Source organism: Streptomyces sp. NPDC002701, from assembly GCF_042889045.1.
In the GTDB taxonomy this organism is placed as follows: Bacteria; Actinomycetota; Actinomycetes; order Streptomycetales; family Streptomycetaceae; genus Streptomyces.
Genome location: NZ_JBIAQL010000004.1, coordinates 146,539 through 172,179, shown reverse-complemented (window position 1 = coordinate 172,179; position 25,641 = coordinate 146,539). Strand labels below are relative to the sequence as shown.

Genomic DNA, 25,641 nt, shown 5'->3' with positions numbered 1-25,641 from the left:
CGTGCGCGCCCGCACCCGCCGTCTGGTGCCGCGCCGCCGGTGGGGCGCGGCGGGCCGCCCCCCCCCCGCCCCGGCGCCCCCCCCCCCCGCGCCCGGGCCCCCCCCCCCCCGCTTCTCGTGTTGCCGAGCAGTCGCTGAGAGGTCTCCTTGTGAGGGAGGGGGTTCCGCCGCCGGATCGGGCTGTTCGCGATAGGCTGCTCGGAGCCGGAGCCGGAGCCGGAGCCGGTTGCCTGGGTCAGACGGTCGGGACGGTGCCGCCGTCGATTACGTACTCGGCTCCCACGATTGCCGAGGCGCGGTCCGACACCAGGAAACCGACCAGGTCCGCGATTTCCTCGGTGTTCGCGAACCGTCCCAGGGGTACTCCTCCGAGGGAGTCGTAGATGGTCTGCTTGGCTGCTTCACGTGTGAGTCCGTTTCCCTCGGCGATCCGGTCCACGAAGCGTTCGTAGGCTTCGGTCTCGATTCCGCCGGGGCTGATTGCGTTGACCCGTACGCCGCGCGGCGCGAGCTCATTGGCGAGTCCCTTGCTGTATGTGCGCAGCGCGGCCTTCGCTGCTGCGTAGGCCAAGGACGCGTCGTATTGGGGCAGTTCACGCTGGATCGAGGTGAAGTGCAGCACCACGCCCGACCCGGACGCGATCATCGCCGGGAGAAGAGCTCGATCCAGCCGTACCGCTCCAAGGAGGTTGAGGTTCAGCTCGATGAGCCACTGGTCATTGGTGATGACCGCGAATCCACCAGCCGGCGTCGACGCCCCTCCGACGACGTGCACCAGGATGTCGAGTGTGCCGCCGGCTTCTGCGATGCGATCGGCCACGGCGTTGGTGCCCTCTGTCGTCAGAATGTCCGCTTCGATGAATCGGTCAGGGTGCTCGTACCCGTCGGGCATCGTTCGGGCCGTCACGTAGACGTCGGCACCCATCTCTCGCAGTCTCTCCGCGACGGCCTTGCCCGAGCCCTTCGAACCGCCCGTGACCAGCGCTCGGCGACCATCGAGGCGATCGCGATCTGAATTAGACATGTCTCTCCACTGAAGATCGAGGTGGTGCGGGTTGGGTCAGCCTGGGTGGTTGGCGATGACGAGTTCCGCGATGAGGTCATCCCGCAGCGCGAACCGGTAGTCGAGCTCGGCGACGCCACCCGGGAAGGTGCCTTCGAGCCGCACGGTCACCAGCCAGTGGGCGTCATCGACGCGGTGAGCGCCGATCTGCTCGGTCGTGTAGTCGAACTCGGACCCGGCGTCCCGCAGGAACGAGTGGGCCTCCTCTCGGCCGCGGAAGGTCTCGCCCTGGTCGACGACTACCGCATCCTCGGCGAGGAACGACGACGCGGTGTCGGCGTCGCGGACGATGTGGGCGGCGAAGAACTCGCGCACGGTGGTCGGGAGCAGATCGGACGGGAGATCGGTGTGCTGTGTCATGAGCCCACCGTGTGACCTCACGGCGCGGGAGGGTCAAGCCGTGGACTCTCCCGCAGGGAGAGCGTTCAGAATGAGGGGATGCTGACCATCGGGGAATTCTCGCGGCTGACCCACTTGAGCGTACGGACCCTGCGCCGGTATCACGAGGCGGCCTTGCTGGAACCCGCCGTGGTGGACGAGACCACCGGTTACCGCTACTACGGCGTCGACCAGATCCCCACCGCGCAGGTCATCCACCGGCTCCGCGAGCTCGACGTCCCCCTGAGCGATGTGCAGCGGATCCTGCGGACCCCCGACCCCGGTGTCCGGGCGGCCCTGGTCACGGACCACCTGCAACGCCTCGAGGACGTGCTCGACCGCACCCGGGCTGCGGTCGTGTCCCTGCGCCGCCTGCTCCGGCCCGACCCCGCACCGATCGACGTCGAGCTGCGTGCGGAGCCCGCCAGGACGGTCGCGGCGGTGGAGGCCGTAGTCGGGCATCGCGACGTCACGACCTGGTACGCAGGCGCGATGGCCGAATTGGAGGCGGCCGTCGGCGCCGCCGTGACCGGACCGCCGGGCGGCAGCTACGACAACGCCCTTTTCGAGCAGGAGCGCGGTCACGCGGTCGTCTACCTGCCGACCGCCGCGCCACCTCGCACCGGACGCGTGCACCCCACGACTCTGCCGGCCGCGGAACTGGCCGTCACCACCCACGTCGGCGAGCACGACGGCATCGAGGTCACGTACGGCGAACTCGGGACCTGGGTGGTGGAGAACGCGATGTCGGTGGCCGGGCCGGTGCGGGAGGTCTACGTTGTCGGCCCTCGTGACACAAGCGATCCCGCTGCGTGGCGCACCGAGATCGGCTGGCCGGTCTTTCGTGTCACCTGAGGCGGTCAGTGCGGTGCGGAGTCTTGGAACGACGGGGCGCACGCCTTTGCCTCGCGCTTTCACGGGTTGAGGCGTCCTGCACGGAACGCGGAAGCCTCGTGCCGTGCACGATCCGGGCAAGATGCTGCCGATCCGCGAGACGGGGATCGGATGCGTCGCGTGGCGGACGAAGTGCTGCTGGATGTTGTCGTACGAGGCGGTGCCGCCCACCTTACTGATCTGGGGCAGGACCGCCGGGGCCCCGGGCACCAACGAGGCGATCATGTGGAAAGCAGCTGGTCCGTCCAGCGGTGGGCGAAGTCGTTGTCGGCGAGGTCCCGGGCCGGGGCGCGGGTCCGCGGTCGGCGCGTTCGGCCGGGCGGCCGGGATGTCCGGCCGTAGCCCGTAGGCGGCCTGGACGGCGGTGGCTCTGTTCACGAGTTTTGGTTCTGGCGCGACTTCAGTGAAGCGGTCACGATTAGTGAGCAGTGGCTGTTTCGAGTGCTTGGAAAATGTGTCGCACTTCCTGGCGCCACTGGTCGGCTTCGGCGCTGTCCACCCAGTCGGCTGCCATTTCTGACGAAGCTGTTCGATCTCGTTCAGCGTCTCGGGTCGGCTGAGGACCCATCTCGTCACCACGCGGGGTGCCGGCGGTCTACGGCTGTCGAAGCTGCCGCACCACGAGACGCTGGAGGACTACGATGTCTCCTTCCAGCCAGACCTCGACCCGCGCAAGGTCAAGGGCCTGGCCACCCTCTCCTTCGTCGAGGACAAGGCCAACGTCGTTCTGCCTCGGCCGCCCGGGGTCGGCAAGACGTACATCGCCGTCGCTCTGCCCGTCGCGCGGCCTGCCGGGCCGGCTACTACCGGTTCAAGAACCGGCTCGCTGTTATCGAACGAGAGCGGGACGACGCAGCCTGACAACGTGGTCGACACTTGCCACATGGATGTCACCGAGCTGCTCGAATCTGCTTCTCTCCTGGTCCCGGAAAAGGTCGCTGCGGCACGGTGCGAGACGTCTGGGACTACCTTGCCCATGACGAATGGCAGATCGCTCTGAGCTTGCTGTAGGAGCTCGGGGACGGACATCCGCTGCCCTTGACGTTCTGGGAGCAGCTTGCCGAGGCGGCTGAGCAGCTCCGGCTTGAGCGGAGCGCCGCTTGGTGCCACTGGCGGTGTTCCGAGATCCGAAACGGGATGATTCGAAGCGGAACTGACGTTCCGTCCAGCTAAAGAGGCGCGACGCAGGACACCGATATCCGGTCACGGTGTTCTGCGACCCATGTGGGACATCGGGAACCTCTCACCCACCGGGGATGTTTCGGTGAGCATTGCCGGACTCTGGATTGAGGACATACCTTTTCTGGAGCCCGGCGGCCGAGCCACTGTCCGCCTCGTTGCCCTCACCCCCTCTCACTGGAAGCACGTCGAAACCGGCCAACGGATCAACATGCACGAGGACCGCACCGTCGCCGGCACCGCGGTCGTGCTGGAGGTTCACCTCCCTGCCGCCGCCATTGCCCCAAGATGACGCCGACTGGCCCAGAACACCGGCAGCCAACGGATCAGCGGTGCGCGGCGAGGACAGGACGCGACCCTGGGGGGACTCCGCGACGACCGGCAGTTCGAAGAAGCCAGGATCAAAGACCCGGACCCACTCCACCTCGCGGAGGTCTTTGGGCTCGACGAGAAGACCGCGATGCGCTGTACGGACTGCGCATGGACCCGCCTGGAGCAGGCCGCCGGGCAGCCCTCGCAGTGAAATCCGCTGGACCTGGTCACCTCCGTGTGGAGCATTTAGGGCATGGAGTTCCTCTGCTACCACCGCGACCGGCCCGCCTCCCTGCCATTGCGCTACGAGCTGCGGGAAGAGCATTGGTCCTACATGGACCAGTACGCGAAGGAGATGATCGCCCGGGGCCCGACTCTTGCCGACGACGGCGACACGCCCACCGGAAGCGTGCACATTGTCGACCTGCCCGCTCCCGCCGCTGCCCGCGCATTCGCCTTCGACGAGCCGAACTACCAGGCCGGCGTCTACCGGGACGTGCTTCTACGGCGGTGGCGCAACACGCTGGGGCGCACCATGTGGGGCTTCCCTGGCGGCCGGACAGGCGGCAACCGGTACCTGGTGATCGGCCTCGGCGCAGGGCAAGCCGCAGACCTCGCGGTGCCGCCCGACCCCGACGAGCTCATCGCCTACGGGCCGTTGCTGTCCGACGACGGCGCCGCCTGGCTGGGCACGGCGGCGTTGGTCCGGGCGCCGGACCCGGACACGGCACGCTCCATCCTCACCCCGGACGAGTATGCCGACATCGAGGTGCACAACTGGCAGCTCGGCGGACGCCCGTCATAGCCGAGGATGTCCGCCGACACGACCGCCGAAGCCCTACGGAGCCCCCAGCAGCCTCGGATTCAGGGTCAACCCAGCTGCTTGTGGGCGGCGTTGAGGAAGGTGTTCATGGGGCCCCGCAGGCGGTCCCATGCGGCTTCAGGCCCGCCGAGGTCCTCCCACAGGATGTGGTTCACCTCACCTGCGTACTCCCAGGCGAGTTGGTAGAGCTCCGGGCCGACGAGGACCAGGATCATCCGCTCGCAGATCCAGAGGCGTTCGATGAGGGCCCGCGCGGCGGTGAGCCACTCGGGCGTGCCGCCGGAGGGCCAGTCGCGTGCCTCGTAGCGATCCTCGGCGAGGCGTATGCCTTGCTGCGTCAGCTGGATGAATTCCCTTATCACGTCGAGTTGTTCGGCACGGCGGGCCTCGGCGAGCTGCGTGGCCTGGCGCTTGTCCTCGGTGCGGGCGGCCTGGCGCGCGGTGGTGAACTGGGCCAGGTAGGACATGCCTCCGCCGAGTACGACACCGATCAACGACGCCCAGAGCTGATTCATCCGTTCACGTTAACCTCAGGACTGTGACGGTCTCGGCAAGGGACCGGTGATCCCGGCCGCCTCCAGCAGCTTCTCGCGGTAGGCGCCTCGCCAGGCGTCCGTGGCCGACGTCGCTCGTGGGCTGTCCCCGTGCCCGTTGCAATTCGTCACCATCGACCTCCTGACATGGCTCTCCCGATGCGCAGCCTCGCCGAAGCCCGCCCCCACCGTCCTCGCCCTGCTGCCAGTCCATGCGTAACCCCCTTGCGTGTGCTCGACCCTGCCTCGCCGGCTGCTGACGCGAGCCGCCAGCTAAAGGGTGTCCGCGCCTTCGTCAAATGCAGCCCTGTGTCGTTCGACTTCGGGGAGGTGGTCGGCGGTCCAGGCGCGCAGGATCGAGAAGGGCTCCTCAAGCGTGCGACCCAGTGGCGTGATCCGGTACTCCACAGCGACGGGGCGTTGCGTCAGTACCCGGCGCTCGACGAGGCCGTTGCGTTCCAGTCGTCGCAGTGCCTGCGTCAGCGATTTTTGAGTGATGCCATCGAGCTCTCTCTTGAGCTCGTTGAAGCGTCGCGGCTGCCGGCACAGTGCGGCCAGCAGCAGATGGCCCCACTTGTCCAGCAGCTGATCCAGGAGTTCGCGCTGCGGGCCGACGATGGTCTCGTGACCGGCGCGATCTTCGTGGATACCAGGTTGCGTTGAAGTGCCTGTCATGCGCCAGGTATACCAGAGATACCGGCAACCCAGAGGAATCTCATGACCGAACAGTCCCTGCCCACCCTCGATGTCAAGCGCCAGGACGGAGTGCTGTGGGTCTCGATTGATGTTCCGCCCGTCAACCTGATGACGGCGCAGCTCCTGCTCGACCTGGACGCCGTCGCCGCATCGGCCGAGAAGGATCCCGATCTGCACGTCATCGTGGTCCAGAGCGCAAATCCGGAGTTCTTCCTGGCACACGGCGACCTGTCATTCGTGGAGGACCCCGCGGCCTACGCCGCCCTCCCGATCGCGGAGGAGACGCTTGTCGGGACGGGCCCGATGATGCGGCTTCATGAACGCTGGCGGCGTCTGCCTCAGACCACCATCGCCAAGGTCGCGGGACTCGCCCGTGGCGGTGGATCCGAGCTGGTCTCCAGCCTGGATCTGCGATTCGCGGCCCTGGAGACTGCGGCGTTCGGCCAGTTCGAGACACTGATCGGCATCGTCCCTGGAGCCGGTGCAACGGCCCACCTGCCCCGCCTCGTGGGCCGCGCTCGCGCTCTCGAGATCGTGCTGACAGGCGGGCTCGTCGACGCGGCGACTGCCGAGCGGTGGGGATGGGTGAACCGAGCTCTGCCCGTCGCAGAACTGGACGCATATGTTGAGTGGGTCGCACGGACCATCGCGACTCTGCCCGACGGTGTCCGCGCCGCGGCTACCGAAGCAATCGACGCGGCCGACGGCACGCTCGAGGACGCACTGCGCGCGGAGGACCGCCTGCTCGGTGAAACGTTCACCCCCGCGTCCGGAGAGCTTGCCCGGGCAGCACTCGCGGCCGGGGTTCACACGCGCGAGGTGGAGCTGGACATCGAAGAGGTGCTGCGCGCGAACCTTGCCCGACATTCGTAAGGACCTGCCCTCCGCGATCCGCGACCGCGGCAGTTCCCTTCGCAACAACTACAGCCGCACTGCCCGCGTGTACGAGAAGCGCAATCACGCGGGGCACTGGGTGTTCGTCACCAGGAGCGGCGGCTCCGCCCACGACCTGCGCCCACCACCTCAACGACGCCACCCGCTCCCTGCGTAACGCCGTTGCGCCTGCACCGGGCGGGGCAGGAGTGCCGTGCGCGGCGTGCTCTTGCTGACGTCCTGTGTCCCCGTCCCGAGGACACCGTCCCGAGGACGGCATCTGCGCGGAAGGCAGGATGGATCCGATCCTGTCTCCTTCCGCAGCGCGCTGCTTATCGCCTGTGCGGGCGATAAGCAGCGGTGGCACGGCAGCGGGTTCAGGAGCGGGCGAACCAGCGGGTCAGAGCGTTGTTCAGTTGATTGTCGGTTGCCGCGGCAGAGGCGTCGGCCCAGGCGACGATGCCGTCGGGGCGGACCAGGAGGGCCTTGAACCCCAGGTCGTTGCCGGGGCGACCGGGAACGTAGCGCACGCGGTTTCTCCATGGCGCGGCCTGCTCGCTCAGGCTCTGCTGGGGGCTGAAGTCGAGCAGCACGCCGCGCCCCTCCTGGAGGAGGTCGCCCAGGCTGGTCCCGTCGGTCAGGCGGAAGTCGGGGGCGGTGCGTCCGACGAGCGGCTGATCATCGCCCAGGTCGTAGCGATGGAACAATCCGGAACTCGTGCGGTAGACATGAGTGGTCCCGTCGGACGTCTCCATCAGGGCGCGCACCAGTTGCTGCAGCGCCGGAGCGTTGGGGCCGGGGTTCATGGTTGCGACCTGGGCGCGTGACCAGTCGAGGACGGCGGCGCCGACCGGGTGGCGTTCGGCGGTGTAGGTGTCGAGCAGGTCCTCGTGAGCGTCTCCGCGTATGGTCGCCGCCAGTTTCCACCCCAGGTTCATCGCATCCCCGATACCGAGGTTGAGCCCTTGGCCTCCGAGTGGCGAGTGGATGTGGGCGGCGTCGCCCGCGAGCAGGATGCGGCCGTGGCGGTAGGTCGTGGCCTGCATGGCGCGGTCGGTGAAGCTGGAGGCGAGGTGAACCTCCTTGAGGGCCACGTCGGTGCCGGACACGCGGCGCAGAACCGCCTGGAGGTGCTCGCGGGTCGGTTGCTGCGTGCGGTCGAAGGTGCCGCCGTCGAAGTCCATCATGCCCAGGTGCCCTTCGAGGGGCGTGCGCAGGTACATGCCGGTCGGCGTCAGGTGGAAGCCCAGGGGCAGCGCGTGCGGGTCGGCGAAGGACACCTTGGCGACGTAGCCGGTGAACAGCGGTTCGGTGCCGACGAAGGAGAAGTCCGCGAGCCCGCGGACGGTGCTGCGTCCGCCGTCGCATCCCACAAGCCACCGGGCCGGGTGGTCCTGGCCTGCGGCCGTCACCGTCACCGTCCGCTCGTCCTGGGTCACGGCGGTGACGCGGGCGCCTCGCACGATCGATACGCCGAGCGACGCTGCGCGTTCGGCCAGAACGTCGCTGATCGCCTCCAGGTTCGTCATGAAGCCGTCCATCGCCGGTCCGGGCAGCCGGTCGGCCAATGCGGCCGGGTCGATGTCGGCGGCATCCAGAGTGATGCCGGCGAAGTGGCCAAGGCTCCGGGGAGTGGGCGCCCGGTCGGTCTCGGGGTCGGCGCCGACGTTCGCGGCGTCTACGCGGGATGCCTTCAGCAGCGGCTGGAGCAGGCCGCGGCGGTAGAACGTCTCGGCCGAGCCGGTGTTCAGGCCGCGCAACCCGAGCGGGAGTGCTTTGAGCGGCGAGTGCGGGTCGGTCTCGCGCTCCAGGACCACGACCGAGCAGTGGGCCAGGGCGAGTTCGCTCGCCAGGAACAGGCCGACGGGGCCCGCGCCGGCGATCACTACGTCATGCATGAAAGATTCCTTCTGCTGCGGGTTCGGTGGACCGGCTGACGCCTGGTCAGGGGCCATCAGTCGAAGAGGGAGAGGTCGATCGATCGGGCCAGGGCGTCATATCCGGCGTCGTTGCCGTGCAGGTGGTCGCCCATGTGCAGGTCGCCGCGGATGCGGGAGGAATCGGCCGGGTCACGCCAGACGGCGTCGAAGTCCAGGACGCCGTCGAAGACGCCGCTGGTACGGATCCACGCGTTGAGCTGCTCGCGTGCCTTGTCTCCCTCTGCCGTGTACATCTCCGAGCCGCCATAGGGCGCGATGGTGGCGGCATGCACCTTCACGCCGCGCACGCGGGCGCGGGCGGCGACCTGGATGTGGGCGGCGATGACGTCCTCGACGGTGACCGGCTCCCCGCCGAACATGGCGAGGAAGCCGGCGGTCTCCTCGGTGTCGGGGGCGTAGGAGAAGACGAGGTCGTTGCCGACGGCGATCACCACGTGTCCAAGGCCCGGTGTGGCGAGGATGTCCCGGTCGAAGCGGGCAAGGGCGGAGGCACCGATGCCGTCGTTGAGCAGCCGGTTGCCTCCGATGCCCTGGCTGATCACGTAACGCGTCGTTGTGTCGCGCCCGACCAGGCGTTCGGCGAGTACGTCGGTCCAGCGCCGGTCGGCTCCGGGCGTGGAGCCGACCCCGTCGACGCGGGAGTCACCGAGGACGGCGATCGCGTTCGCCGGCCGGTCGGGCACCACCTCGACGGCCGAGATGAATGCCTGGGCAGGTAGCGGGGCCGCGTCGGCGGGGAGCGAGCTTGAAGCTGTCTCGTCGCCCGGAATGCTCCAGCCGAGCGCGTGGAAGGTGCCGTGGCAGGTGATGACGTCGACCCGGCCGGGCAGGTACAGACTGATCACCAGCTGCGACAGTGAGGGCAACAGCAGGTCGATGGGGTCACTGAGTATCGGTGCTCCGGCGGGGATCGTGACGTCCGGCCGGCCGCTGAAGGTCACCGCGTGACCGCGGCCGTCCTGGCTCAGGTGATCGGCGCCGGTGAGGGCGACCCGCACCGCACCGAGCGTCACAGGCGCGGTCCCGTATTCGTTGCTCAGGCGGATCCGCACACGGCTACCGCCACCGCTCACCCGCACGATCTGCCGCAGCGTGGTGTCTTCGAAGGGCTCGACGCCGGAGACGGAGCTGTCCGGCGCCTGCGGTGAGGCACCCCAGGTGCGCACCCAGCCCGGCGTGTCTGCGCTCGCGATACGGGGGGCGATGTTGTTGCTGTCGGTCATGGCCGTTGTCCTTTGCCTGGGAGGGAGCGAGGGATTCTCTGAATCGGGAGTGCCGACGTCGATGCATGTCGGCGGGCTGCGTGTGAGCTGCGGGGACAGGACGGTGCTGCTTCTCGCGCCAGGCCCCCCTGTCCTTGGTAGTGGGAGGCGGCGCGGTTGGAGCCCGATGTCCGGTCCCCTTGGTTGTGTCTGAGCAGCACCCCGGACTCCAACTGGACGGATCCAGAGGAGCCCGCTGACTTCACCCGGACTAACACTATACCGAGTGTACTTATAGCTTCGATATAGTTCTATCTCGGGGGTATAGTTTGAGCATGGTGAACGACGCGCCCGCAGGGCGACGCGAGCGGAAGAAGACGGCAACTCGCACGGCGATCTTGGAGGCGGCGACCACGCTCTTCCTCGATCGTGGGTTTGACGCGGTCACGGTGCGCGAGATCGCAGACAAGGCCGATGTCACGCCCAAGACGGTCTTTGCGCACTTCCCCCGCAAGGAGGCGCTGGTCTTCAGCACCGAGGGCGAGCAGCGGGACCGGCTCGTTGCGGCAGTCAGCGACCGCGCGCCGGGAACGACCATCTCCGAAGCGCTGAAGGCGCACTACCTCGCCGAGATCGCCATGCTCCAGACCGAGCCAATGAACCGCATCCTGGCCCTCATGGAAGGCACTCCATCCCTGGTCGAGTACGCCGAGAGGATGTGGCTGCGTCACGAGGACGCTCTCATCGCAGCGCTCACCGCCGAGTTCGGACTGGCCGAACCGAGCGACGGGATCCGCTTCTACGCCCGGTTCGCACTCCAGATCCCGCTCATGGCCCGCCAGGGTGACCCGGAATCGGCCGTAGAGACCGGCTTCCGACTGCTCGACCAGGGCTGGGCGCGCTACGACCCCGCACAGCCGTAACACGTCTGCGCCCAAGTGACCGCGCTGATCGCGTAACGCATGAGGTCGAGCGCACCACCGAAGTGAAGAGGCTGGACCCGCTGTGCGCCGCTGCGGTCCCGGCCGTCGACACCCCGTCCTTCGGGCGGGCCGACGCGAGGCCGATGCGCAAGGTGGTGCACTGGCGGTGCACGCTCATACCCCGACTCGATGGGAACAGTCAGGTCAGGAAACGTTCGTCCCCACCTCGCGCCCGGCTGCACTTCTGCACGGGCCGGAATGGGCTCTCGTGCAGAAGTGGTGAGCCGGCACGAAGCCGGGCCGCGACGTTTTGGCGAACGTAAGCAGCGCTCCTCGTAGCAGAGGATTGACCGTGAAGATCACAGGTTGCTTCACTGCGAGAAGCTTGCTATCTGCGCAGTGAAGTTCATGGCCGGGTAGGCCGGGATGTGGTGCGTCTTTCAACGTGTGGCTCTGGTGTACGGGGATGCGGCCGGAGGGCGTAGGTCGGTGTCAGCGCGGAGAGTGAGCGAGCTCCACGGCTGCGCGCACGCCTGCCGCGTATTGCGGTGGGCATTCCCACGCTGCGAAGTGGCCGCCGCTGGAGTACTCGGTCCAGGACCGGACGTCGAAGAAGCGGTTGGCAAATTCCCGGGGCGCGTTGACAAGGTCCTTGGGGAAGACGGTGAACACGGTGGGCGCGCTGATCCGCCCCTGTGGTTTGGGCCCGTTCTCTGCGTAAGGGGTGAAGGAGGTGCCGATGGTTCCGCTGACCCAGTAGGCGGTGATCCAGGTGAGCAGTTCGTCGCGGGTGAACACCGTCTCGATGTCGCCGCCGCAGTCGGTCCAGGTGCGGAGCTTTTCCGTGATCCAGGCGGCCAGGCCGGCCGGGGAATCGCCGAGTCCGACTGCCAGTGTGTGTGGCTTGGTCGACTGTTCGTGCATGTAGCCGCCTTCGGCCGCCTGCCAGCTGTGCCCGCGGGCGACGTAGGAGCGTTCCGCCTCCGACAGATCCTGGGGCGGATCCACCAGGTAGCGGTACTGGGAGACGTCGGTCAGGTGCAGGGCCGCCACCCGCTCAGGGTGAGCGGCGGCAAGGGCTTCGGCCACGTCGCATCCCACGTCACCCGCCGAAACGATGTAACGGTCGTGGCCGAGTTGCTTCATCACCCCGGCGACTGCCTCGGCCAGCGCGCCCGCTGACATCCCACGCGGAGCAGTGGGGGCCGCGAAAGGGAAACCGGGCAGAGCCGGCACGACAAGATGCATATCCGGCAAGAGCGGCAAGACCTTCTCGAACCGCAGGATCGAATCGGGCCAGCCGTGCAGCAACAGGACCGCCGGCGCATCGGCGTCCTGTGCCCGCAGGTGTATCGACCGCACGGGCGTGCCGGTGGCACCCGTGAGGACCCACGGCAGGTGTCGGATCCGGTCTTCGTGTTCGCGCCAGTCGTAACGTTCGGCCCAGTAGGTGAGAAGCCCGCTCAGGTAGTCACCGTCGACTCCGCGTTCCCAGCCCGAGCCGAAGGGGAGTGAGACCCGCCGGTAGGCGCGAAGCCGGGCGCGCAGGTCATCGAGTGATGCCTGTGTGACGGCGGGGGGAGCATGTTCGACACTCGTCATGGCGGGCCTTCCCTTCGATAGGTGTGATGCCGGCGAGGCGGTCCTGGGTGTGACGCCGATGCGACCTCGTCACTCAGTCTTCCCTCCATTTGGGACTGGATGACGTGAGGATCGCGCGGCCCCAAGAATTCCTCGCAATGCACCAGGTTGACGCCCGCTCGTGTGTGCGACTACAGCAGAAGCGTGCCTCCTGGCCCCGGCCGCGGTCCTGCGCCACCCCAGTGCCCACAGGGTCGTCACCTGGAAGTGAGTAACAGCGACACCTGGTCATCGAACAGACGCTCACCGCTCGAAGTGCCGGTCCGAGCCACGGCTTGTCCGGTGCTCCAGGACTGCTCGCCCGAACGGGCTGCGGACCTTCAGCAGCGGGCCCGTGCGCCGCTCGACCCCTGCCCCGCGGCAGCCGAGGTGGAGAAGGTGCTGTCCGCTGGTGCCGAGCGGGTCGACGGCGGCCGGGAACCGCTCGCATCCTGGCTGAGCGCGGCCCGGCCGCGCTCAGCCAGGCGACCCGCGGGCGACGGTGCCCCGCACCCGCAGGGATCGCGGGTGCGGGGCATCGTCTCCATGCCCACGATCGATCAGTTCGGGTGAAGGTGTCGGGGTCAGGAAGCTGGTGTCGTCCGTACTCGCCCGGTCGGTGCAACCCGGTCGCTGTTCGGTGTGTCTAGCAGGAGTGACCCGCTTCGAGTGGTTCGACATCCCGACCCGGATTCAGGAGGAGACCGTGCGCAAAGCCGCACTTGGACTGTTCATGGCGTTGATGGCGGTGCTCGCTGTGGCGCCGCCCGCTGACGCTGGTCAGACGCAGACCGGGGCCTGTTGCGGACCGCAGCCGCCCGGCTGGCCGTAACAGCCCGCACCGCCGGCACCAGATGCCACCGGCGCGGGCGACGGGGGGCTGATGCGCAGTGCCCAGAGCGCGGGTTCACCGCTGCGGGTGATGAGCGGCGGCACCTTCGGCGGGACGCCCGGCAACAAGTCCAGTAGGGGGCCCGGTCGTTGAGCGCGGGCGGGCCGCGCGCCGGCAGGCGACCCCTTCTCTGCTCGGCCGAACCTGCCGGCCGGTGCTGCGCAAGGCGGGTGGCGGCACCGGCCGGCAGGGCGGAGGTCAGGTGGCGATGGTGGCCACGGGCTCCACGTCGTAGGTGCGGGCGTAGCCGTTCTCGACGCCCACGAGCAGGTCCACCACGTCGAAGTAGCGGTCCCAGAACGGGGTTTCGCGCAGTGCGTCGATCAGCAGGCGGTAGGCGTCGTGGTCGTCCGCCTCCCAGACCCAGACGTCGGTGACCCGCGCCGAGTAGAACTCCGTGTCGTAGAAACGAGAGCGGACACCGCGGGTGCGGGCCTCGATCGCCGGGACGACGTGGGTGGTGAATGCCTGGACACGTTCGTCCACGGTCATCGCCAGCCACTCGGGCGTGGTCTTCACCAGCATGAACGCGGTGACCGGCGGCTCGGTTCGGTCAGTGGGCATCGGCTGCCTCCGGCGTGGCGAGGACGGCGGGCTTGAGGGTCTGCGCGCACCACTGCGCGAAGGTGGTGGCCGGGCCCGTCTGCGGCGAGCGGTCGATGCCTGAGTCCAGGCCCTGGTCCTTGGCGCGCTTCATGTCCACCATCGCTTCGACGAACGCTTCGTTGAGGCCGTGACCGAGCAGGGCGGACCGCAACTCGTCGAGCGACTGGCGCTGGTAGTGGACCGGACGGCCCAATTCCTGGGTCATGATGCGGGCCAGGTCGTTGGGCGACAGGTCCTGCGGGCCGAGCACGGAAACGCTGTCGACGCCGCTCCAGGAGCGATCCAGCAGCAGCCCGGCCGCCGTCGCGGCGATGTCGGCCGCAGCCACCATGGGCGCCGGACGGTCCGCCGCGACGGTGTCGGTGAAGACACCGTCGTCACGGATCGAGTCGACCTCCTCCAGCAGGTTGTCGAAGAAGGACGGGCTGGCCAGGGCGCGGTAGGCGACGCCGGCGCCTGCGATCAGGTCGTCCATGGCGAGAGATGCGGTGACCAGCCCCGCGCGGGCGGCCTGCGGGGTGCCGCGGCCGAGCGCCGAGACGCCGACGACATGGCCGACACCGTGGGCGGCGAACGCCTGCACGGCCGGGCGGGTGAAGCCGCTGTAGGCGTCGTCGGGCGTCACCGAGGCATCCGGTGGAACCAGCCAGAAGACGGCGTCGGCCCCGGTGAAGGCACGTTCGACGGTCGCGGCGTCACCGTGCGAGCCGGTGACCACCTCAACCCGCCCACGGGCCGCCTCGGGGAGCCGGGTGGGATCACGCACCACGACACGCAACTCCTCCCCGTGCGCGGGCGCGGCCCGGAGCAGCAGAGACAGCAGCCGTCGGCCGATGTTCCCGGTGGGGGCAGTAATGACGATCATTGATTCCTCGCGGTCTTTGTCGGATCGGTACAGCCCCTTCATCGTGCGGACACCAACCGCGTTGCCACAATGGGAACTTCAGCACCCAATCATTGCCTGGAACGGAATAATGCCGGTGAACAGCCCAGTCCCGAACCTCGACGCCAACCTTGCCGTCGCTCTGGACGCTCTGCTGACCGAGCAGAGCGTCACCCGTGCCGCCGCACGGCTGCATACGTCCCCGGCGGCGATGAGTCGTACCCTGGCCCGTCTGCGCCGGGTGCTCCAGGATCCCCTCCTGGTACGGGCCGGCCAGGTGATGGTGCCCACCCCTCGCGCCGAGGCGTTGCGGGACGAAGCCGCCACGGTGGTACGCCGACTGGAGGCACTGCTGGCCCCCGGTGGTGCGATTGACCCTGCGACACTGCGCCGCACCTTCACCGTCCAGTCCTCGGACCTGGTCGCGGCGGCGCTGACGCCGGGGCTGCTCGGTCTGGCCCGGCGGCGGGCGCCGGGAGTCTCGCTGCGGGTGCTGGCAGAGGAGTGGGAGGCGGGTCCCGCCTTGCGCGAAGGCCGCATCGATCTGGAGATCGGAGCCATCGACCACGTCGACCCGGAGACCCAGGTCGAGGAACTGGCCACTGTGCGGATGGCGGTCGGCGTCAGGGCAGAACACCCGCTCACCCAAGGAACCCTGACGCCTGCCAGGCTGGCCGCCGCCGAGCACGTGGCGGTCAGCCGTCGGGGACGCTTCACCGGCCCACTGGACGCGGCCCTGGCCGAGCAGGGACTCAGCCGGCAGGTCAGTGCCGTCTTGCCCGGACACCTGGCGGCGATGAGCCTCGCCGCGGTCACCGACGCGGTCTGCCTGGTGCCGACCGCGCTGCCGGGCGAGCCCCCCTCACCACTCAGCGACGCGGCGCACGCACTGCGACTGAGCCTGCTGGACATCCCGTTGCCACTGCCACCACTGACGATCGCCATGGCCTGGCATCCACGTCACAGCGCCGACGGGGGCCACCAGTGGCTGCGCGGCGCCGTGCGCCGGATACTCCGTCCGTCCCGGCAGCAGTAGCCCATCGCGCTGGTCCACCCGTACCCGGGCGCCCGGACACAGTCCGAACCCGACCATGACCGAACAAACCGCGTGCGCTCCAGGAAGTAGTTGGAGGGTGCCAGGACGCGGCAGCCCCGCCAGCGCCCTGCGCAGCCGGGACAGATCCAGATGCCCGCGGTCCAACCCGCCGTACAACGCACGATGCCCACGCGGATGCTCAGGCGCCAGAGACAGCTCGGGGGAGGGGGTGGGGAGTCGTTGGTGCACGGCTGGGGCGGCGGTGACGTGCAGGGTGCGGCTCTGGCTGCGCCGTACGGTCACCCGTGGTCGAGCGCAGTTCTCTCGAGCGAATCGCCGGCACAGCGTCCCACTTGGCGGGCTGCCATCGATGAGCAGCCGGGTGCGGGAAGCGTGAGCGGAGTGAGCACTCACTCCTTGACGGAGTGAGTGCTCACTCCGTAGCCTTGCGGTCATGACAGCACCCAAGGAGAACCAGACCACCCGCCGCCGCGCCCCCGGCATGTCGCCGGAGCAGCGCCGCGAGATGATCATCCAGACCGCGGTCCCGCTGATCGCCGAGTACGGCGCCGCGGTGACGACTGCGAAGATCGCCCGTGCCGCCGGCATCGGCGAGGGCACAATCTTCCGGGTCTTCGCCGACAAGGACGAGCTGCTGCAAGCCTGTGTGGCCGAGGCGCTCTCCCCGGAGCACGCGGTACGTGAACTCGACGCGATCGACGTGTCCCAGCCGCTGCCCGACCGGCTGGCGGAGGCGGCCGAGGCGCTGCAGGCGCACATGTCCAGGATGGGTGCGATCCTCGGTTCGCTGGGGCATGGTGGCGGCAAGCACCCCGGCACGGTGCGCGGCGCGGGCCGTCACGAGTCGACGACCCGTATCCGCGCGGCCCTCACGGAGCTGCTGGAGCCCGACAAGGCCGCCCTGCGTCGGTCGCCGGAGCAGATCGCTGCCCTCTTCTTCGGGCTGCTCTTCACCCAGCCGCGTACGGAGGACGAGCCCGACCTGACCCCGCAGGAGCTGGTGGAGGTCTTCCTGCACGGGGCGCTCTCGGGGGGCGTCAAGTGAGCGCGCGGACAAGGCGCCTGTGGGTCACTGCCCTGGCCGTACTGGCCCCCGTCCTCGTGTGGCTCGTCGCGGACCCACTGCTGGGGCACCGGCTGCGGATCGCCGACGGCGAGCAGACACTCGACATCGACGCCGTGCCCGTGGCGGTCGTCGCCCTGCTCGCGTCGCTCTGCGGCTGGGGACTGCTGGCCGCCCTGGAGAGGTTCGGGGTGCGGCGTGCCCGCGCCCTCTGGACCGGGGTGGCCGGCGCTGTACTGGCCGTGTCCTTCCTGCCGTTCATCGGCGACGGCATGGACGACGGCACCCGGGTCTCCCTCGCTCTGATGCATCTGGCGGTGGCGGCGGTGCTGATCCCGGGGCTGGGCGGCAGGTCCCTCGGGGCGGGAGCCGGTACCGCTAGGTGGTCCAGGCTGCGGGTCTTCTGACGAACCGCCGGGGACGGTGTTCCACTTCCATGAAGTGGAACACCGTCAGATGAGGTCGAGGCGGCCCGGTTCGGGTGCCGGGCAGGAGCTCGGCGGGGATTCCCTCCCCGTACAGGCAGGCGCGTTCCTTCTCGTAGTCGTCGAGGGTGCGGCAGCCGCCGGTGAGCATGCCGAGGAGTTCTCGTGCGGGGGTCGGGTCGGCGCGGGCCTGGGTAAGTGTCTCCTCCCACGCGGCCGTGGTGTCCTGCCAGAGGTGTTGGAACGGGGATGGCTCGTCGCCGTCGTAGACGCCGCTCCTGTATGCCGAGGCAGCCATCCCTTGCGGGCGGCATCCCGCGCGCGCCGTCTCACTCCCAGGCGGACATGATGCGGTCGTGGAGGAGCCGGAGTTGGGTGTTCACATCCGCCAGGCCGTCCAGTTCCCGGCCCGTGAACGCCTTGACCAGCGTGCGGTCGGTGAGGGCGCAGATCATGTGGTTGACCCCGCTGGGCTCGATCTCCCGGCGGATCTTCTCAAGGCACTCCTCCGGGGTGCCTGCCACCGACAGCCGCTCGGCCACCGCGGGGCTGGTCAGCTCGATACCGCGGGCGAGGTCGCCCTTGGCGATCGCGTCAACGGCCGGGGCGAGTTCGCCCGGGTCCACGCCGTTGCGGCGGAGCTGCTCCTCGGGCATCGAGGAGGCGTAGATCCCCACCATGCTGCGGGCGGCCTCCCGCGCGCGTGCGCCGTCGGTGTCGACCGCGACGACGACCCACGCCCCGATGTCCAGGGTCCGCCAGTCGCGGCCCGCCCGCTCGGCGCCCGCCCTGATGTGCCCTACGGCGTAGTCGTACGCCTCCCGGGTGTAGCTCAGGGCATGGTGGCAGCCGTCGGAGAGCTTGCCCGCGGCCTCGAAGGACTTCGGCCCGCGCATGGCCCCGAGCATGACCGGCAGCCGGTTCTGCACCGGGCGGGCGAAGGTGAACAGACCGTCGTACGAGAAGAACTCGCCGTCGTACGTGATCGCGCCGTCGTCCAGCAGGGTCCGGACGACGTGGAGCGCCTCCTTGGTGCGCGACAGGGGCCGGATCCGGCGCCAGTCGGTGCGGTACTGGGCGAGAAGACCGAAGTTGCCGCAGGACAGCACCCCTTCGGCGCGGCCGCCGGTGAGTTCGTCGAGGGTAGCGAGGGCCTGGGCGATGAGGGTGGGCTCGCGCAGGACGACGGACGACAGACTGGGGCCGAACCGGATGCGGCTCGTGCGGGCGGCGGCGGCCGCGAAGAGCTGCCACATGTCCTTGTGCCAGGTCTCGTCGGCGGCGTAGCAGGCGTGGAAGCCGAGTTCGTCGGCGAGCCGGATCGACTCAAGGGACTCCTGCACCGGGTGGTCGGGCAGCATCGCGTAGCTGAACTTCACCGTGTTCCCCTCGCTGGCGATCCTGGACGCGCACCTTCCTCGCGGTCCGGACGTGCGCGTGTTCTTCGCGGATTCGGCGTGTACGCGTACAGCGTTCCCCAGGTCGCCGTGTGCCGGGGACGCCGGTGGTCCCGTACGCCGGTGGCACGTGCGGGCCCCGTCCGAGCCTGTGCCATGCCGCGCCGTACGTCTAGCCCTGCGTCCGCCCTTCGAGGTCGTTCTCTCCTGATGTCTCATCCTTGTCTGCGGCTTTGGTGTGCTGGCGTCGTTTCTCGCCAGGAGATGGCGTTCTCGCGGTGAGGCGGCGGTGCCATGAGGTCGGTCATGGCGATATGCATCTTGGCTTCGGAGCGGCGGGCAGGGATTCGTAGTCGTGGGCCAGAAGGCGCGGTGGAGCTTGAGCCACCGTAGGTCCGCTCGACCGCCCGCCGCACCGGCCTCGACGACCGCATCAAGGGGTTGGGCTCCGGTGGCGACGACTAGTGACGCAGCGGTTCAGTATCGAGGAGGTGCTTCTGCGCATCGAGGCCATCCTGCGCCGCACGGTCGTTCAGGGAGCCGAACCACTCCTCAGGCAGACCGTGCTGCGCTACGCCGCCCTCGAACTCGACGAGGCTGCGCACGAAGTGCACCGCTCGGGCAGTACGTCCCGCTCTCCCGGACCGAGTTCAAGCTGCTGGCCCACCTGATGGCCAACTCGGGACGGGTGCTGAGCAAGGTCCAGATCCTCGATCACGTGTGGCGCTACGACTTCGCCGGAGACGCCCGCATCGTCGAGACGTACGTCAGATACCTCCGCAAGAAGATCGACTGCTTCGAACCGCCCCTCATCCACACCGTGCGCGACGAGGTGGCGTTCCTCGCGCTCGTCGACCAGACCATGACGAACGTGCCCACCGCCGGACTACGCCCGCCGGGACGGGGCCCTCGGCAGCGCGTACGCCACCTGTATGCGCCCCGTCGAGCCGTCCGCGAACTGCTTCGGTGCACCCTGCGCCGGCACTTCCTCGCCACCCACGCCCAGGAGGTCGAAGACCTGCGCACCGCGCTGGTTCCCGCCCTGCGTGTCGCGGAGCGCACCTACGGCGTACGGCTGCTCTTCCCGTAGCCCTGATGCGCAGGTGGTTGGTGGCGATCAAGGGGTAGCGTCCTGGGCATGGACTCTCGTATCACCGTTGAGCGCGCTCGACGCCTCAAGCAATTGCATGCCGACCACAAGCCGCTCGTACTGCCGACCGTCTGGGACGCCTGGTCGGCGCGCACGGCTGCCGGCGCCGGATTTCCCGCGCTGACGGTCGGCAGTCATCCGCTCGCCGACTCCCGCGGGGCCGAGGACCACGAGGGGCAGACCTTCGAGGAAGTGCTCGCCGCCGTCCGGCCCATCATCGCGGCGGTCGACGTCCCCGTCTCCGTGGACCTGGAGGCCGGATACGGGCAGGAGCCCGCCGATCTCGTCGCCGGACTCATCGAAGTCGGCGGCGTGGGCCTCAACGTCGAGGACACCGTCCACTCCGAGGGCGGACGCGTGCGCAGCACGCAGGAGCACGCGAGCTACCTTGCCGGCCTGCGCGCGGCGGCCGACGACGCGGGGATCCCCCTGTGGATCAACGGGCGCACCGATCTCTTCCTGCACGCCAAGGACGCCTCCGACGTCCTGGACGAGGCGATCGAGCGGCTGCGGGCCATGGAGCAGGCCGGCGCCGACAGCCTCTACCCGGTGGGCATCCAGGACGACGACGATCTGCTCCAGGCGGTGATCGGCGCCGTCGCCGTCCCCGTGAACTCCACGGCCCACCCGGTCAGGCACGACCTGGAGCGCTTCCGCCGCCTGGGCGTCGGCCGCATCACCTACGGCCCGCTGCTGCAGATGGCGCTGACGGACGCGATGAAGGACATGCTCGGACGCTGGACCTCCTGAGACACCGTCCTCATCCGGGCCCGGCAGCGTCTTCGGCCGCCGCGCCGGCAAAGCCGGCGCGGGCCGGACGCCGCTGGGCCCGGCTCGCCCGCAGCAAGCCCGCACGCGTGGTGCACCATCCGGCGAGGAGCACCGAAAGGCGCGGCGGTTCAGCGATCGGGCCTGCCCGGTGGCCACGGTGCGCGGCAGTGTCTCCATGTCGGTGACGACCGATGTGACGGCGCAGCATGATTGGCAAGATCCGCCGTTGGCTGGAGCTGGTCAGAGGTCCGTGACGCCTTGTAGTTGGTAAGAGTGATGCAGGTTGGTTGGCGACCGTCGATGACGGAGAGTCATCCGCCTGTCTGCGAGCTCTCAGGGGCCGTCGTCGTACCGATCATGGAACGTGCAGGTCGAACAAGGCTCCTGGTCGTGTGATCTTGCGGTGGTGCGGACATGAAGACGGAGCCTCTTGGCAGTCCCCCTGGGCCCTGTCGATTCCGCCCCGTGGCCGGGAAAATCGGGGCTGGTGCCCGTCCGGAGGACGTCGATCGAGCTTGGTGCCGAACATTGAGCCCGTTGGGAGTCGGAGGCTGGGGCCAAGCGCAGGAGTCCAGTGGTGTTGCCGCGAGCACGCAAGAGAGCTTCTTTGAATCCTGTGGTCCCTGGTGGGCGGGCACTCTTCCTGGCGCACGCGAGTAAGGGCGGGGCGGGACATGGATGTGATCGAGGAGCGGTGCGGGGCGCCGACTTGCGCAAGACGGATGTCAAGGTGTGCATCCGGGACCCGGGCACTGGCAAGCGCGCCCGTTACGAGGTCCGTACGTTCTCCACGATGAACGACGGCCTGCTGGAATGGCGGGACTGGCTGGCGGAGAACAGGATCGCCCGGATCGGCATGGAGGCGACAGCGTCGTGCAGGACGACCTACCTGGGCGCACAGTTTCGGCGGCTGGTCCCGTACCGGGGCGCCAAGCGCGCGACCCTCGCCGTCGGACACTCCCTCCTCGTCGCCGCCTGGCACATACTCGACCTTGTGCCCTGCCGCGATCTCGGCCCTGATTACTTCACCAACCGCCTCGGCGGGGAACGCCAGCCCCCGACGTCTGATCGCCCAACTCGCGGCCCTCGGCATGGACGTCACCATCGCCTCACGCGAACAGACCGCATGAACCGGCCGACGCGTATCACTGCAGGGTGATTTCGAAGAAAGCTCGGTGGTGCGAACCTGACCGAGAGGTCCAAGGAGGCCCCGTTGTCGTTGTTGTACGCGCTCGCGCCCGCCGACTTTCAACTCGTCCGTGGGTCGTGCGATTGCCTCGCGCACGTGTACGGCAACGCGGCAGATCATCCGGACCGGGTGCGCCGGTATTCCTCGGACATGAGCGACGAGGAGTGGACGGTGGTAAGGCCGCTGTTGCCCACGCCGGCCTGGACGGAGGGCCGGGCGGGCAGTCCGAAGGGTACTGCCACCGGCAGATGTTGTAGGCGATCCGCTATCTCGTGGCGGGCGGGATCTCCTGGCGGTCAATGCCCGTGGACTTCCCCGGCAGGGACCGCGGCTACGCCTCCTTCCGCCGTTGGAGGCAGCACGGACTGATCACCGAGTTCCACGACCGGTTTCGTGACCGGGTCCGGGTCCGCGAGGGCCGCGAGGCGGAACCGACGGCCGGGATCATCGACGCGCAGTCGATGAAGGCGGCCGCGACGGTACCCGCCGGCTCACGCGGCTACGACGGAGGCAAGCAGATCAACGGGGGGAAGCGGCACATCATGACCGACTGCCTCGGCCTACCGTCTGAAGAACTGCCTCGGGGCCACCGGCCGGGACACCAACGTGGCCTGACGACTGGCCACGTTCAAGCGTACCGGCCCGGCCCGCGCACCGGAGAGTACGCGGAAACCAGGGCACGCCGGCAACCATCTCTGCGCAGTCCGACGTACCGGTGGCGCGAGCTGAGGCTGGAGGTCAGTGCCCGTAGCGGTGCACGGTCTCCGGGTGGATGACGACGCGGAGTGGGCCAGCGGCCAGCATCATGGCGAGGTCGTGGGCCCGGGCCTGGTCGTCGAGGTCCCAGTAGCGAGCGGCGAGGCGGGAACACAGGTCGTGCGCTCCGTCGGCCGCCATCGTGGTGTGGCCGACGACGGACACCCAGCGCTCACGCTCACCCACGGGGGCTGCGACAACGATCGAGGCGCGGGGGTCGCGGTGCAGGCGCCGCACCTTCAGCGAGCCCGGCTCCGTGAAGAACTGGATCGTCCCCTCTGCGGTGGCCTCGAACCACACTGGCCGGGGCTGCGGCGGCTGCGTTCCCCCGGCCACGGACAGGAAGCCGTGCAGGGGGCGTCCGAGGAACTCGAGGTCCTCGGCGGTCAGCCGGCTGGTGGCGGTGCTCATTGCGGTCCTTTCAGAAGATGCTGGAATGATGGTGGATGGAGGTTTCGCTCCGTTCGCTCACCGCGATCACGGCGGGCTGACGGCGCGGACCGGATGCGCGGCGGCAACCGTCGGGAGACCACCCCGGCGCGCAACACCCCCACCGCCGGAGCCCGGCGCAGCCGCTGGACGGCCGCCCGAGAGGTCATGGCCGCCAGGCTCCTGCTGCCGCGGCCCGCACCACGTAGTCCTCGAAGTTTCGGGGCGCTCGCCCCAACACGGTGGCGATACCGTCCGTCGTTTCGGCAATCACCCCGCGCTCCATCAACACGAACATCTCGGCGACGTGGTGCGCGTCGTCCTCGCCCCACCCCTCCGCGACCAGCGCCGCGGTGTACTCGGCGGGGGAAAGCCGCTTGTAGGTCATGGGCAGTCCGGACGCCCGGGAGATCAGCTCGACGGCCTCCTCGAAGGTCAGCGCGCGCGGCCCGGTCAGCTCGTAGATCCGCCCGGCGTGCCGGCCGGGCTCGGCCAGCACCGCGGCCGCGGCGTCGGCGACGTCCTCCAGGTCGATGAACGGCTCGGGGACAGCACCGGCCGGGAGCGCCAGTTCGCCGGCGACCAGCGGGGCGTGGAAGAGGTCCTCGTCGAAGTTCTGGTTGAAGTTCGACGGCCGCAGGACGGTCCACTCCAGTGCCGAGCCGCGCACGGCGTCTTCGGCCGAGCGCATGTCCAGGCCGAACGTGGAGTCGCCCCAGGCGTCGGCGCCGTGCCCGGAGAGCAGGACAAGGTGCTGCACGCCGGCGGCCTCGGCCCGTGCCACGAACTCGTGTACCGGTCCGGGCACGGGCGGGGGTACCACGTAGGCGGAGGTGATGCCTTGCAGGGCCGAATCCCAGCCGTCGGGGTCGGACCAGTCGAAGCGGGTCCGGCTGGATCGGGAGGCGGCGCGCACCTGCGTGCCGCGCAGCCGCAACCGGGCGACGATCCGTCGGCCGGTCTTGCCGGTGGCGCCGAGGACGAGGGTGGTGTGGTTGCTCATGGCAGCGATTCAACGGTGTTTGCTCGGACGAATACATAGGTGAAAAGCCGGATCGCATGTGTGATCGGCTAACCTTGATGGGGTGGACGCGTTCGGTGACCTCTTCCGCGGGATGCGGGCCCAGGGCTCGTTGTTCGGCAATTCGGTCCTGACCCCGCCCTGGGCTTTGCACTTCGTGGACGGCGCGCCGCTGACGTTGTGCACCGTGCTCGGCGGGGCGGGTTGGATCGTGCCGGAGCACCGCCCGCCCGAACAGCTCCGCGCAGGCGAGACGGTCATCGTGCGGGGCCCCGCACCGTTCACCTTCGTCGACGAGGTCGGCACCCGGGCCGAACCGATCGCGTGCGGCGAGCACTGCGCGACGCACGAGCAGGGAGGGACCCGGCACCGGCTCGGCTGGAACGACGGCGACGCCGGCGACGGCGCGACGACGCTGATCGTCGGCGCCTACCCGGTACGCGGCGAGATCAGCCGCAGGCTGCTGGACGGGCTCCCCGTCGTGCTGCGCGTCGTATCCGGCGGCGGGACCGACGCCGTACTCGACCACCTCGCCGCCGAGGTCGCCACCGACACCCCGGGCCAGCAGGTGGTTCTCGACCGGCTGCTGGACTGGATGCTGGTGTGCGCGCTGCGCGAGTACTTCGACCGGCCCGGCGGCGAGCCACCCGCCTGGTACGCCGCCCAGCGGGACCCGGTGGTCGGCGACGCGCTGCGCCTGCTGCACGCGGAACCAGCGGCCCCGTGGACGGTGTCCTCGCTGGCCGACCGGACCGGAGTGTCACGTTCCACGTTGTCGAAGCGGGGGGGGGGCCCGGGGGGGGGCCCCCCCCCACCCCCACACACCCCCACGGGCTTTTGGCGCGCGGGCGGGCCGCGGGGCGCACGCGGGTCGGGGGCGGGGGCGGGGCTGGGCCCCCCCCCCGGCCACCCGGGGGCCCGGTGGTGGGTGCCCGCGCGGCCCCCCCGGAGGCGCCACAAAAAAAAAAGGGGGGGGGGGGGGCGGCGCGGGGGGGCCCCCCCCCCGCCGCTGACCTACCTCACCCGCTGGCGCATGACGCTCGCTGCGGACCTGCTGGCCGAACGTGAGACGGCGACTGTCGCGGAGATCGGCCGCACCGTGGGCTATACCGACGCGTTCGCGTTCAGCGCAGCGTTCAAACGGATCCGAGGCGTCAGTCCGAGCGGGTTTCGGCGCACCGGTACGGTCGTTCCCGAGCGGCCGACCGTCCCGCCCCTGCGGCCTCCGGGCACCGAACTGCCCGCCGTCCCCGCTTCTCTGCCCGGCGTTCGTGTGCGGTCCTGATGCCAGGACCATAGACCTGGTATCAGGAACTCCGCCGCGGCACTGGCCGACTTGAAACTTGAGGGGGATCGCTCGGCAGAGCGCCGACGGTCTGTCCTGCCATGATTCCGCGGGTTTGTTGCGGGAGTTGGCGACGATCGGCCATCGCACCGTTGCCGGTGGCGGCCCGTTTCGGTGGGTCGGGCAGTCCGGTACGGGCTGATGGGCCTGCTGCGCCGTGACGGCGAGGCAACCGCGCTCGGTGCGCGGCACCTCGTCCTTGAGGTCGACCCGAGGTCCGC

The 25,641-nt window shown here is 69.3% G+C and carries 26 protein-coding genes and 3 pseudogenes; 15 read left to right on the top strand and 14 right to left on the bottom strand.

The genetic code is table 11. The annotated features are described in order from the left end of the window. Nucleotides 1-235: 235 nt before the first annotated feature. A complete protein-coding gene (locus ACFYXC_RS13365; protein WP_389550486.1) occupies nt 236-1,024 on the bottom strand; it encodes an SDR family oxidoreductase in 789 nt (262 codons plus the stop codon). A 36-nt stretch (nt 1,025-1,060) separates the two neighbouring features. Then, nucleotides 1,061-1,423 carry a nuclear transport factor 2 family protein gene (locus ACFYXC_RS13360; protein ID WP_389550484.1) on the bottom strand — a complete coding sequence of 121 codons (363 nt, stop codon included), beginning with the start codon at nt 1,421-1,423 and terminating at the stop codon, nt 1,061-1,063. Nucleotides 1,424-1,501: 78 nt separating this feature from the next. Here ACFYXC_RS13360 and ACFYXC_RS13355 point away from each other — a divergent pair, with 78 nt between their 5' ends. The 4 genes and pseudogenes from ACFYXC_RS13355 to ACFYXC_RS13340 all read left to right on the top strand — a co-directional run bounded on the left by ACFYXC_RS13355 (nt 1,502) and on the right by ACFYXC_RS13340 (nt 4,631). Further along, entirely contained in the window at nt 1,502-2,296 is a 795-nt protein-coding gene (locus ACFYXC_RS13355) for a MerR family transcriptional regulator (RefSeq protein WP_389550482.1), read from the top strand. A gap of 631 nt (nt 2,297-2,927) precedes the next feature. Further along, a pseudogene (locus ACFYXC_RS13350) lies at nt 2,928-3,139 on the top strand (ATP-binding protein); the annotation flags it as partial. Between the two features lie 79 nt (nt 3,140-3,218). Continuing rightward, a pseudogene (locus ACFYXC_RS13345) lies at nt 3,219-3,806 on the top strand (hypothetical protein). Nucleotides 3,807-4,079: 273 nt separating this feature from the next. Next, entirely contained in the window at nt 4,080-4,631 is a 552-nt protein-coding gene (locus ACFYXC_RS13340; RefSeq protein WP_389550479.1) for a YciI family protein, read from the top strand. Between the two features lie 65 nt (nt 4,632-4,696). Here the strand turns inward: ACFYXC_RS13340 and ACFYXC_RS13335 are convergent, their stop codons facing one another. Then, nucleotides 4,697-5,164 (bottom strand): hypothetical protein, encoded by a 468-nt coding sequence (locus ACFYXC_RS13335; protein ID WP_389550476.1) that lies wholly within the window; start codon nt 5,162-5,164, stop codon nt 4,697-4,699. Between the two features lie 291 nt (nt 5,165-5,455). Beyond that, nucleotides 5,456-5,857 carry a winged helix-turn-helix transcriptional regulator gene (locus ACFYXC_RS13330; RefSeq protein WP_388924478.1) on the bottom strand — a complete coding sequence of 134 codons (402 nt, stop codon included), beginning with the start codon at nt 5,855-5,857 and terminating at the stop codon, nt 5,456-5,458. Between the two features lie 42 nt (nt 5,858-5,899). Between ACFYXC_RS13330 and ACFYXC_RS13325 the strand changes: the two genes are divergently transcribed. Both ACFYXC_RS13325 and ACFYXC_RS13320 read left to right on the top strand, forming a co-directional pair. After that, nucleotides 5,900-6,751, top strand: a complete 852-nt coding sequence (locus ACFYXC_RS13325) for an enoyl-CoA hydratase/isomerase family protein (protein ID WP_389550474.1) — start codon at nt 5,900-5,902, stop codon at nt 6,749-6,751. Next, nucleotides 6,735-6,929, top strand: a complete 195-nt coding sequence (locus tag ACFYXC_RS13320) for a peptidase inhibitor family I36 protein (protein WP_389550471.1) — start codon at nt 6,735-6,737, stop codon at nt 6,927-6,929. Before ACFYXC_RS13325 ends, ACFYXC_RS13320 begins: the two co-directional genes overlap by 17 nt. Before the next feature lie 199 nt (nt 6,930-7,128). Here the strand turns inward: ACFYXC_RS13320 and ACFYXC_RS13315 are convergent, their stop codons facing one another. Beyond that, nucleotides 7,129-8,649, bottom strand: a complete 1,521-nt coding sequence (locus tag ACFYXC_RS13315; RefSeq protein WP_389550468.1) for an FAD-dependent oxidoreductase — start codon at nt 8,647-8,649, stop codon at nt 7,129-7,131. A 56-nt stretch (nt 8,650-8,705) separates the two neighbouring features. Continuing rightward, on the bottom strand, nt 8,706-9,914 hold the full coding sequence (locus tag ACFYXC_RS13310; protein WP_389550466.1) for an SGNH/GDSL hydrolase family protein: 1,209 nt from the start codon (nt 9,912-9,914) through the stop codon (nt 8,706-8,708). A 314-nt stretch (nt 9,915-10,228) separates the two neighbouring features. Here ACFYXC_RS13310 and ACFYXC_RS13305 point away from each other — a divergent pair, with 314 nt between their 5' ends. Then, on the top strand, nt 10,229-10,816 hold the full coding sequence (locus tag ACFYXC_RS13305; RefSeq protein WP_389550463.1) for a TetR/AcrR family transcriptional regulator: 588 nt from the start codon (nt 10,229-10,231) through the stop codon (nt 10,814-10,816). 492 nt (nt 10,817-11,308) lie between these two features. On the opposite strand, the gene ACFYXC_RS13300 is transcribed toward ACFYXC_RS13305, so the two are convergent. Then, nucleotides 11,309-12,418 carry an epoxide hydrolase family protein gene (locus ACFYXC_RS13300; protein WP_389550460.1) on the bottom strand — a complete coding sequence of 370 codons (1,110 nt, stop codon included), beginning with the start codon at nt 12,416-12,418 and terminating at the stop codon, nt 11,309-11,311. A gap of 321 nt (nt 12,419-12,739) precedes the next feature. Between ACFYXC_RS13300 and ACFYXC_RS13295 the strand changes: the two genes are divergently transcribed. After that, the gene (locus ACFYXC_RS13295) at nt 12,740-13,009 is read left to right on the top strand and encodes a hypothetical protein (RefSeq protein ID WP_389550457.1); all 270 of its coding nucleotides are present in this window, start codon (nt 12,740-12,742) and stop codon (nt 13,007-13,009) included. 517 nt (nt 13,010-13,526) lie between these two features. On the opposite strand, the gene ACFYXC_RS13290 is transcribed toward ACFYXC_RS13295, so the two are convergent. Both ACFYXC_RS13290 and ACFYXC_RS13285 read right to left on the bottom strand, forming a co-directional pair. Next, nucleotides 13,527-13,892: a darcynin family protein gene (locus ACFYXC_RS13290; protein ID WP_389550454.1), complete on the bottom strand. Its 366-nt coding sequence runs from the start codon at nt 13,890-13,892 to the stop codon at nt 13,527-13,529. After that, the gene (locus ACFYXC_RS13285; RefSeq protein ID WP_389550451.1) at nt 13,882-14,799 is read right to left on the bottom strand and encodes an NAD(P)H-binding protein; all 918 of its coding nucleotides are present in this window, start codon (nt 14,797-14,799) and stop codon (nt 13,882-13,884) included. Before ACFYXC_RS13285 ends, ACFYXC_RS13290 begins: the two co-directional genes overlap by 11 nt. 109 nt (nt 14,800-14,908) lie before the next feature. On the opposite strand from ACFYXC_RS13285, the gene ACFYXC_RS13280 reads away from it, so the two are divergent. The 3 genes from ACFYXC_RS13280 (at nt 14,909) to ACFYXC_RS13270 (ending at nt 17,344) form a co-directional block, all read left to right on the top strand. After that, a complete protein-coding gene (locus tag ACFYXC_RS13280; protein WP_389550448.1) occupies nt 14,909-15,853 on the top strand; it encodes a LysR family transcriptional regulator in 945 nt (314 codons plus the stop codon). A 454-nt stretch (nt 15,854-16,307) separates the two neighbouring features. After that, the gene (locus ACFYXC_RS13275) at nt 16,308-16,919 is read left to right on the top strand and encodes a TetR/AcrR family transcriptional regulator (protein ID WP_389550445.1); all 612 of its coding nucleotides are present in this window, start codon (nt 16,308-16,310) and stop codon (nt 16,917-16,919) included. After that, entirely contained in the window at nt 16,916-17,344 is a 429-nt protein-coding gene (locus tag ACFYXC_RS13270; protein ID WP_389550442.1) for a DUF6069 family protein, read from the top strand. Before ACFYXC_RS13275 ends, ACFYXC_RS13270 begins: the two co-directional genes overlap by 4 nt. On the opposite strand, the gene ACFYXC_RS13265 is transcribed toward ACFYXC_RS13270, so the two are convergent. Both ACFYXC_RS13265 and ACFYXC_RS13260 read right to left on the bottom strand, forming a co-directional pair. Continuing rightward, complete coding sequence (locus ACFYXC_RS13265; protein ID WP_389550440.1) at nt 17,316-17,660, bottom strand: hypothetical protein; 345 nt, start codon at nt 17,658-17,660, stop codon at nt 17,316-17,318. The two genes, ACFYXC_RS13270 and ACFYXC_RS13265, sit on opposite strands and share 29 nt — an antisense overlap. Before the next feature lie 31 nt (nt 17,661-17,691). Then, on the bottom strand, nt 17,692-18,741 hold the full coding sequence (locus tag ACFYXC_RS13260; protein WP_389550437.1) for an LLM class flavin-dependent oxidoreductase: 1,050 nt from the start codon (nt 18,739-18,741) through the stop codon (nt 17,692-17,694). A gap of 429 nt (nt 18,742-19,170) precedes the next feature. Here ACFYXC_RS13260 and ACFYXC_RS13255 point away from each other — a divergent pair. The 3 genes and pseudogenes from ACFYXC_RS13255 to ACFYXC_RS13245 form a co-directional block, all read left to right on the top strand. Then, nucleotides 19,171-19,585: pseudogene (locus tag ACFYXC_RS13255) on the top strand (response regulator transcription factor); the annotation flags it as partial. A 312-nt stretch (nt 19,586-19,897) separates the two neighbouring features. Continuing rightward, nucleotides 19,898-20,659, top strand: a complete 762-nt coding sequence (locus ACFYXC_RS13250) for an isocitrate lyase/phosphoenolpyruvate mutase family protein (RefSeq protein WP_389550435.1) — start codon at nt 19,898-19,900, stop codon at nt 20,657-20,659. Between the two features lie 814 nt (nt 20,660-21,473). Beyond that, the gene (locus ACFYXC_RS13245) at nt 21,474-21,839 is read left to right on the top strand and encodes a hypothetical protein (RefSeq protein WP_389550432.1); all 366 of its coding nucleotides are present in this window, start codon (nt 21,474-21,476) and stop codon (nt 21,837-21,839) included. Nucleotides 21,840-21,985: 146 nt separating this feature from the next. Here ACFYXC_RS13245 and ACFYXC_RS13240 read toward each other — a convergent pair whose 3' ends face one another. The 3 genes from ACFYXC_RS13240 to ACFYXC_RS13230 all read right to left on the bottom strand — a co-directional run bounded on the left by ACFYXC_RS13240 (nt 21,986) and on the right by ACFYXC_RS13230 (nt 24,057). After that, nucleotides 21,986-22,111, bottom strand: coding sequence for a hypothetical protein (locus tag ACFYXC_RS13240; protein ID WP_389550429.1), 126 nt, complete (start codon nt 22,109-22,111; stop codon nt 21,986-21,988). A gap of 496 nt (nt 22,112-22,607) precedes the next feature. Then, nucleotides 22,608-23,036, bottom strand: a complete 429-nt coding sequence (locus tag ACFYXC_RS13235; RefSeq protein WP_389550426.1) for a pyridoxamine 5'-phosphate oxidase family protein — start codon at nt 23,034-23,036, stop codon at nt 22,608-22,610. A gap of 184 nt (nt 23,037-23,220) precedes the next feature. Beyond that, nucleotides 23,221-24,057, bottom strand: a complete 837-nt coding sequence (locus tag ACFYXC_RS13230; protein WP_389550424.1) for an NAD(P)H-binding protein — start codon at nt 24,055-24,057, stop codon at nt 23,221-23,223. Between the two features lie 82 nt (nt 24,058-24,139). Here ACFYXC_RS13230 and ACFYXC_RS13225 point away from each other — a divergent pair, with 82 nt between their 5' ends. Beyond that, the gene (locus ACFYXC_RS13225; protein ID WP_389550421.1) at nt 24,140-25,360 is read left to right on the top strand and encodes a cupin domain-containing protein; all 1,221 of its coding nucleotides are present in this window, start codon (nt 24,140-24,142) and stop codon (nt 25,358-25,360) included. Nucleotides 25,361-25,641 lie beyond the last annotated feature (281 nt).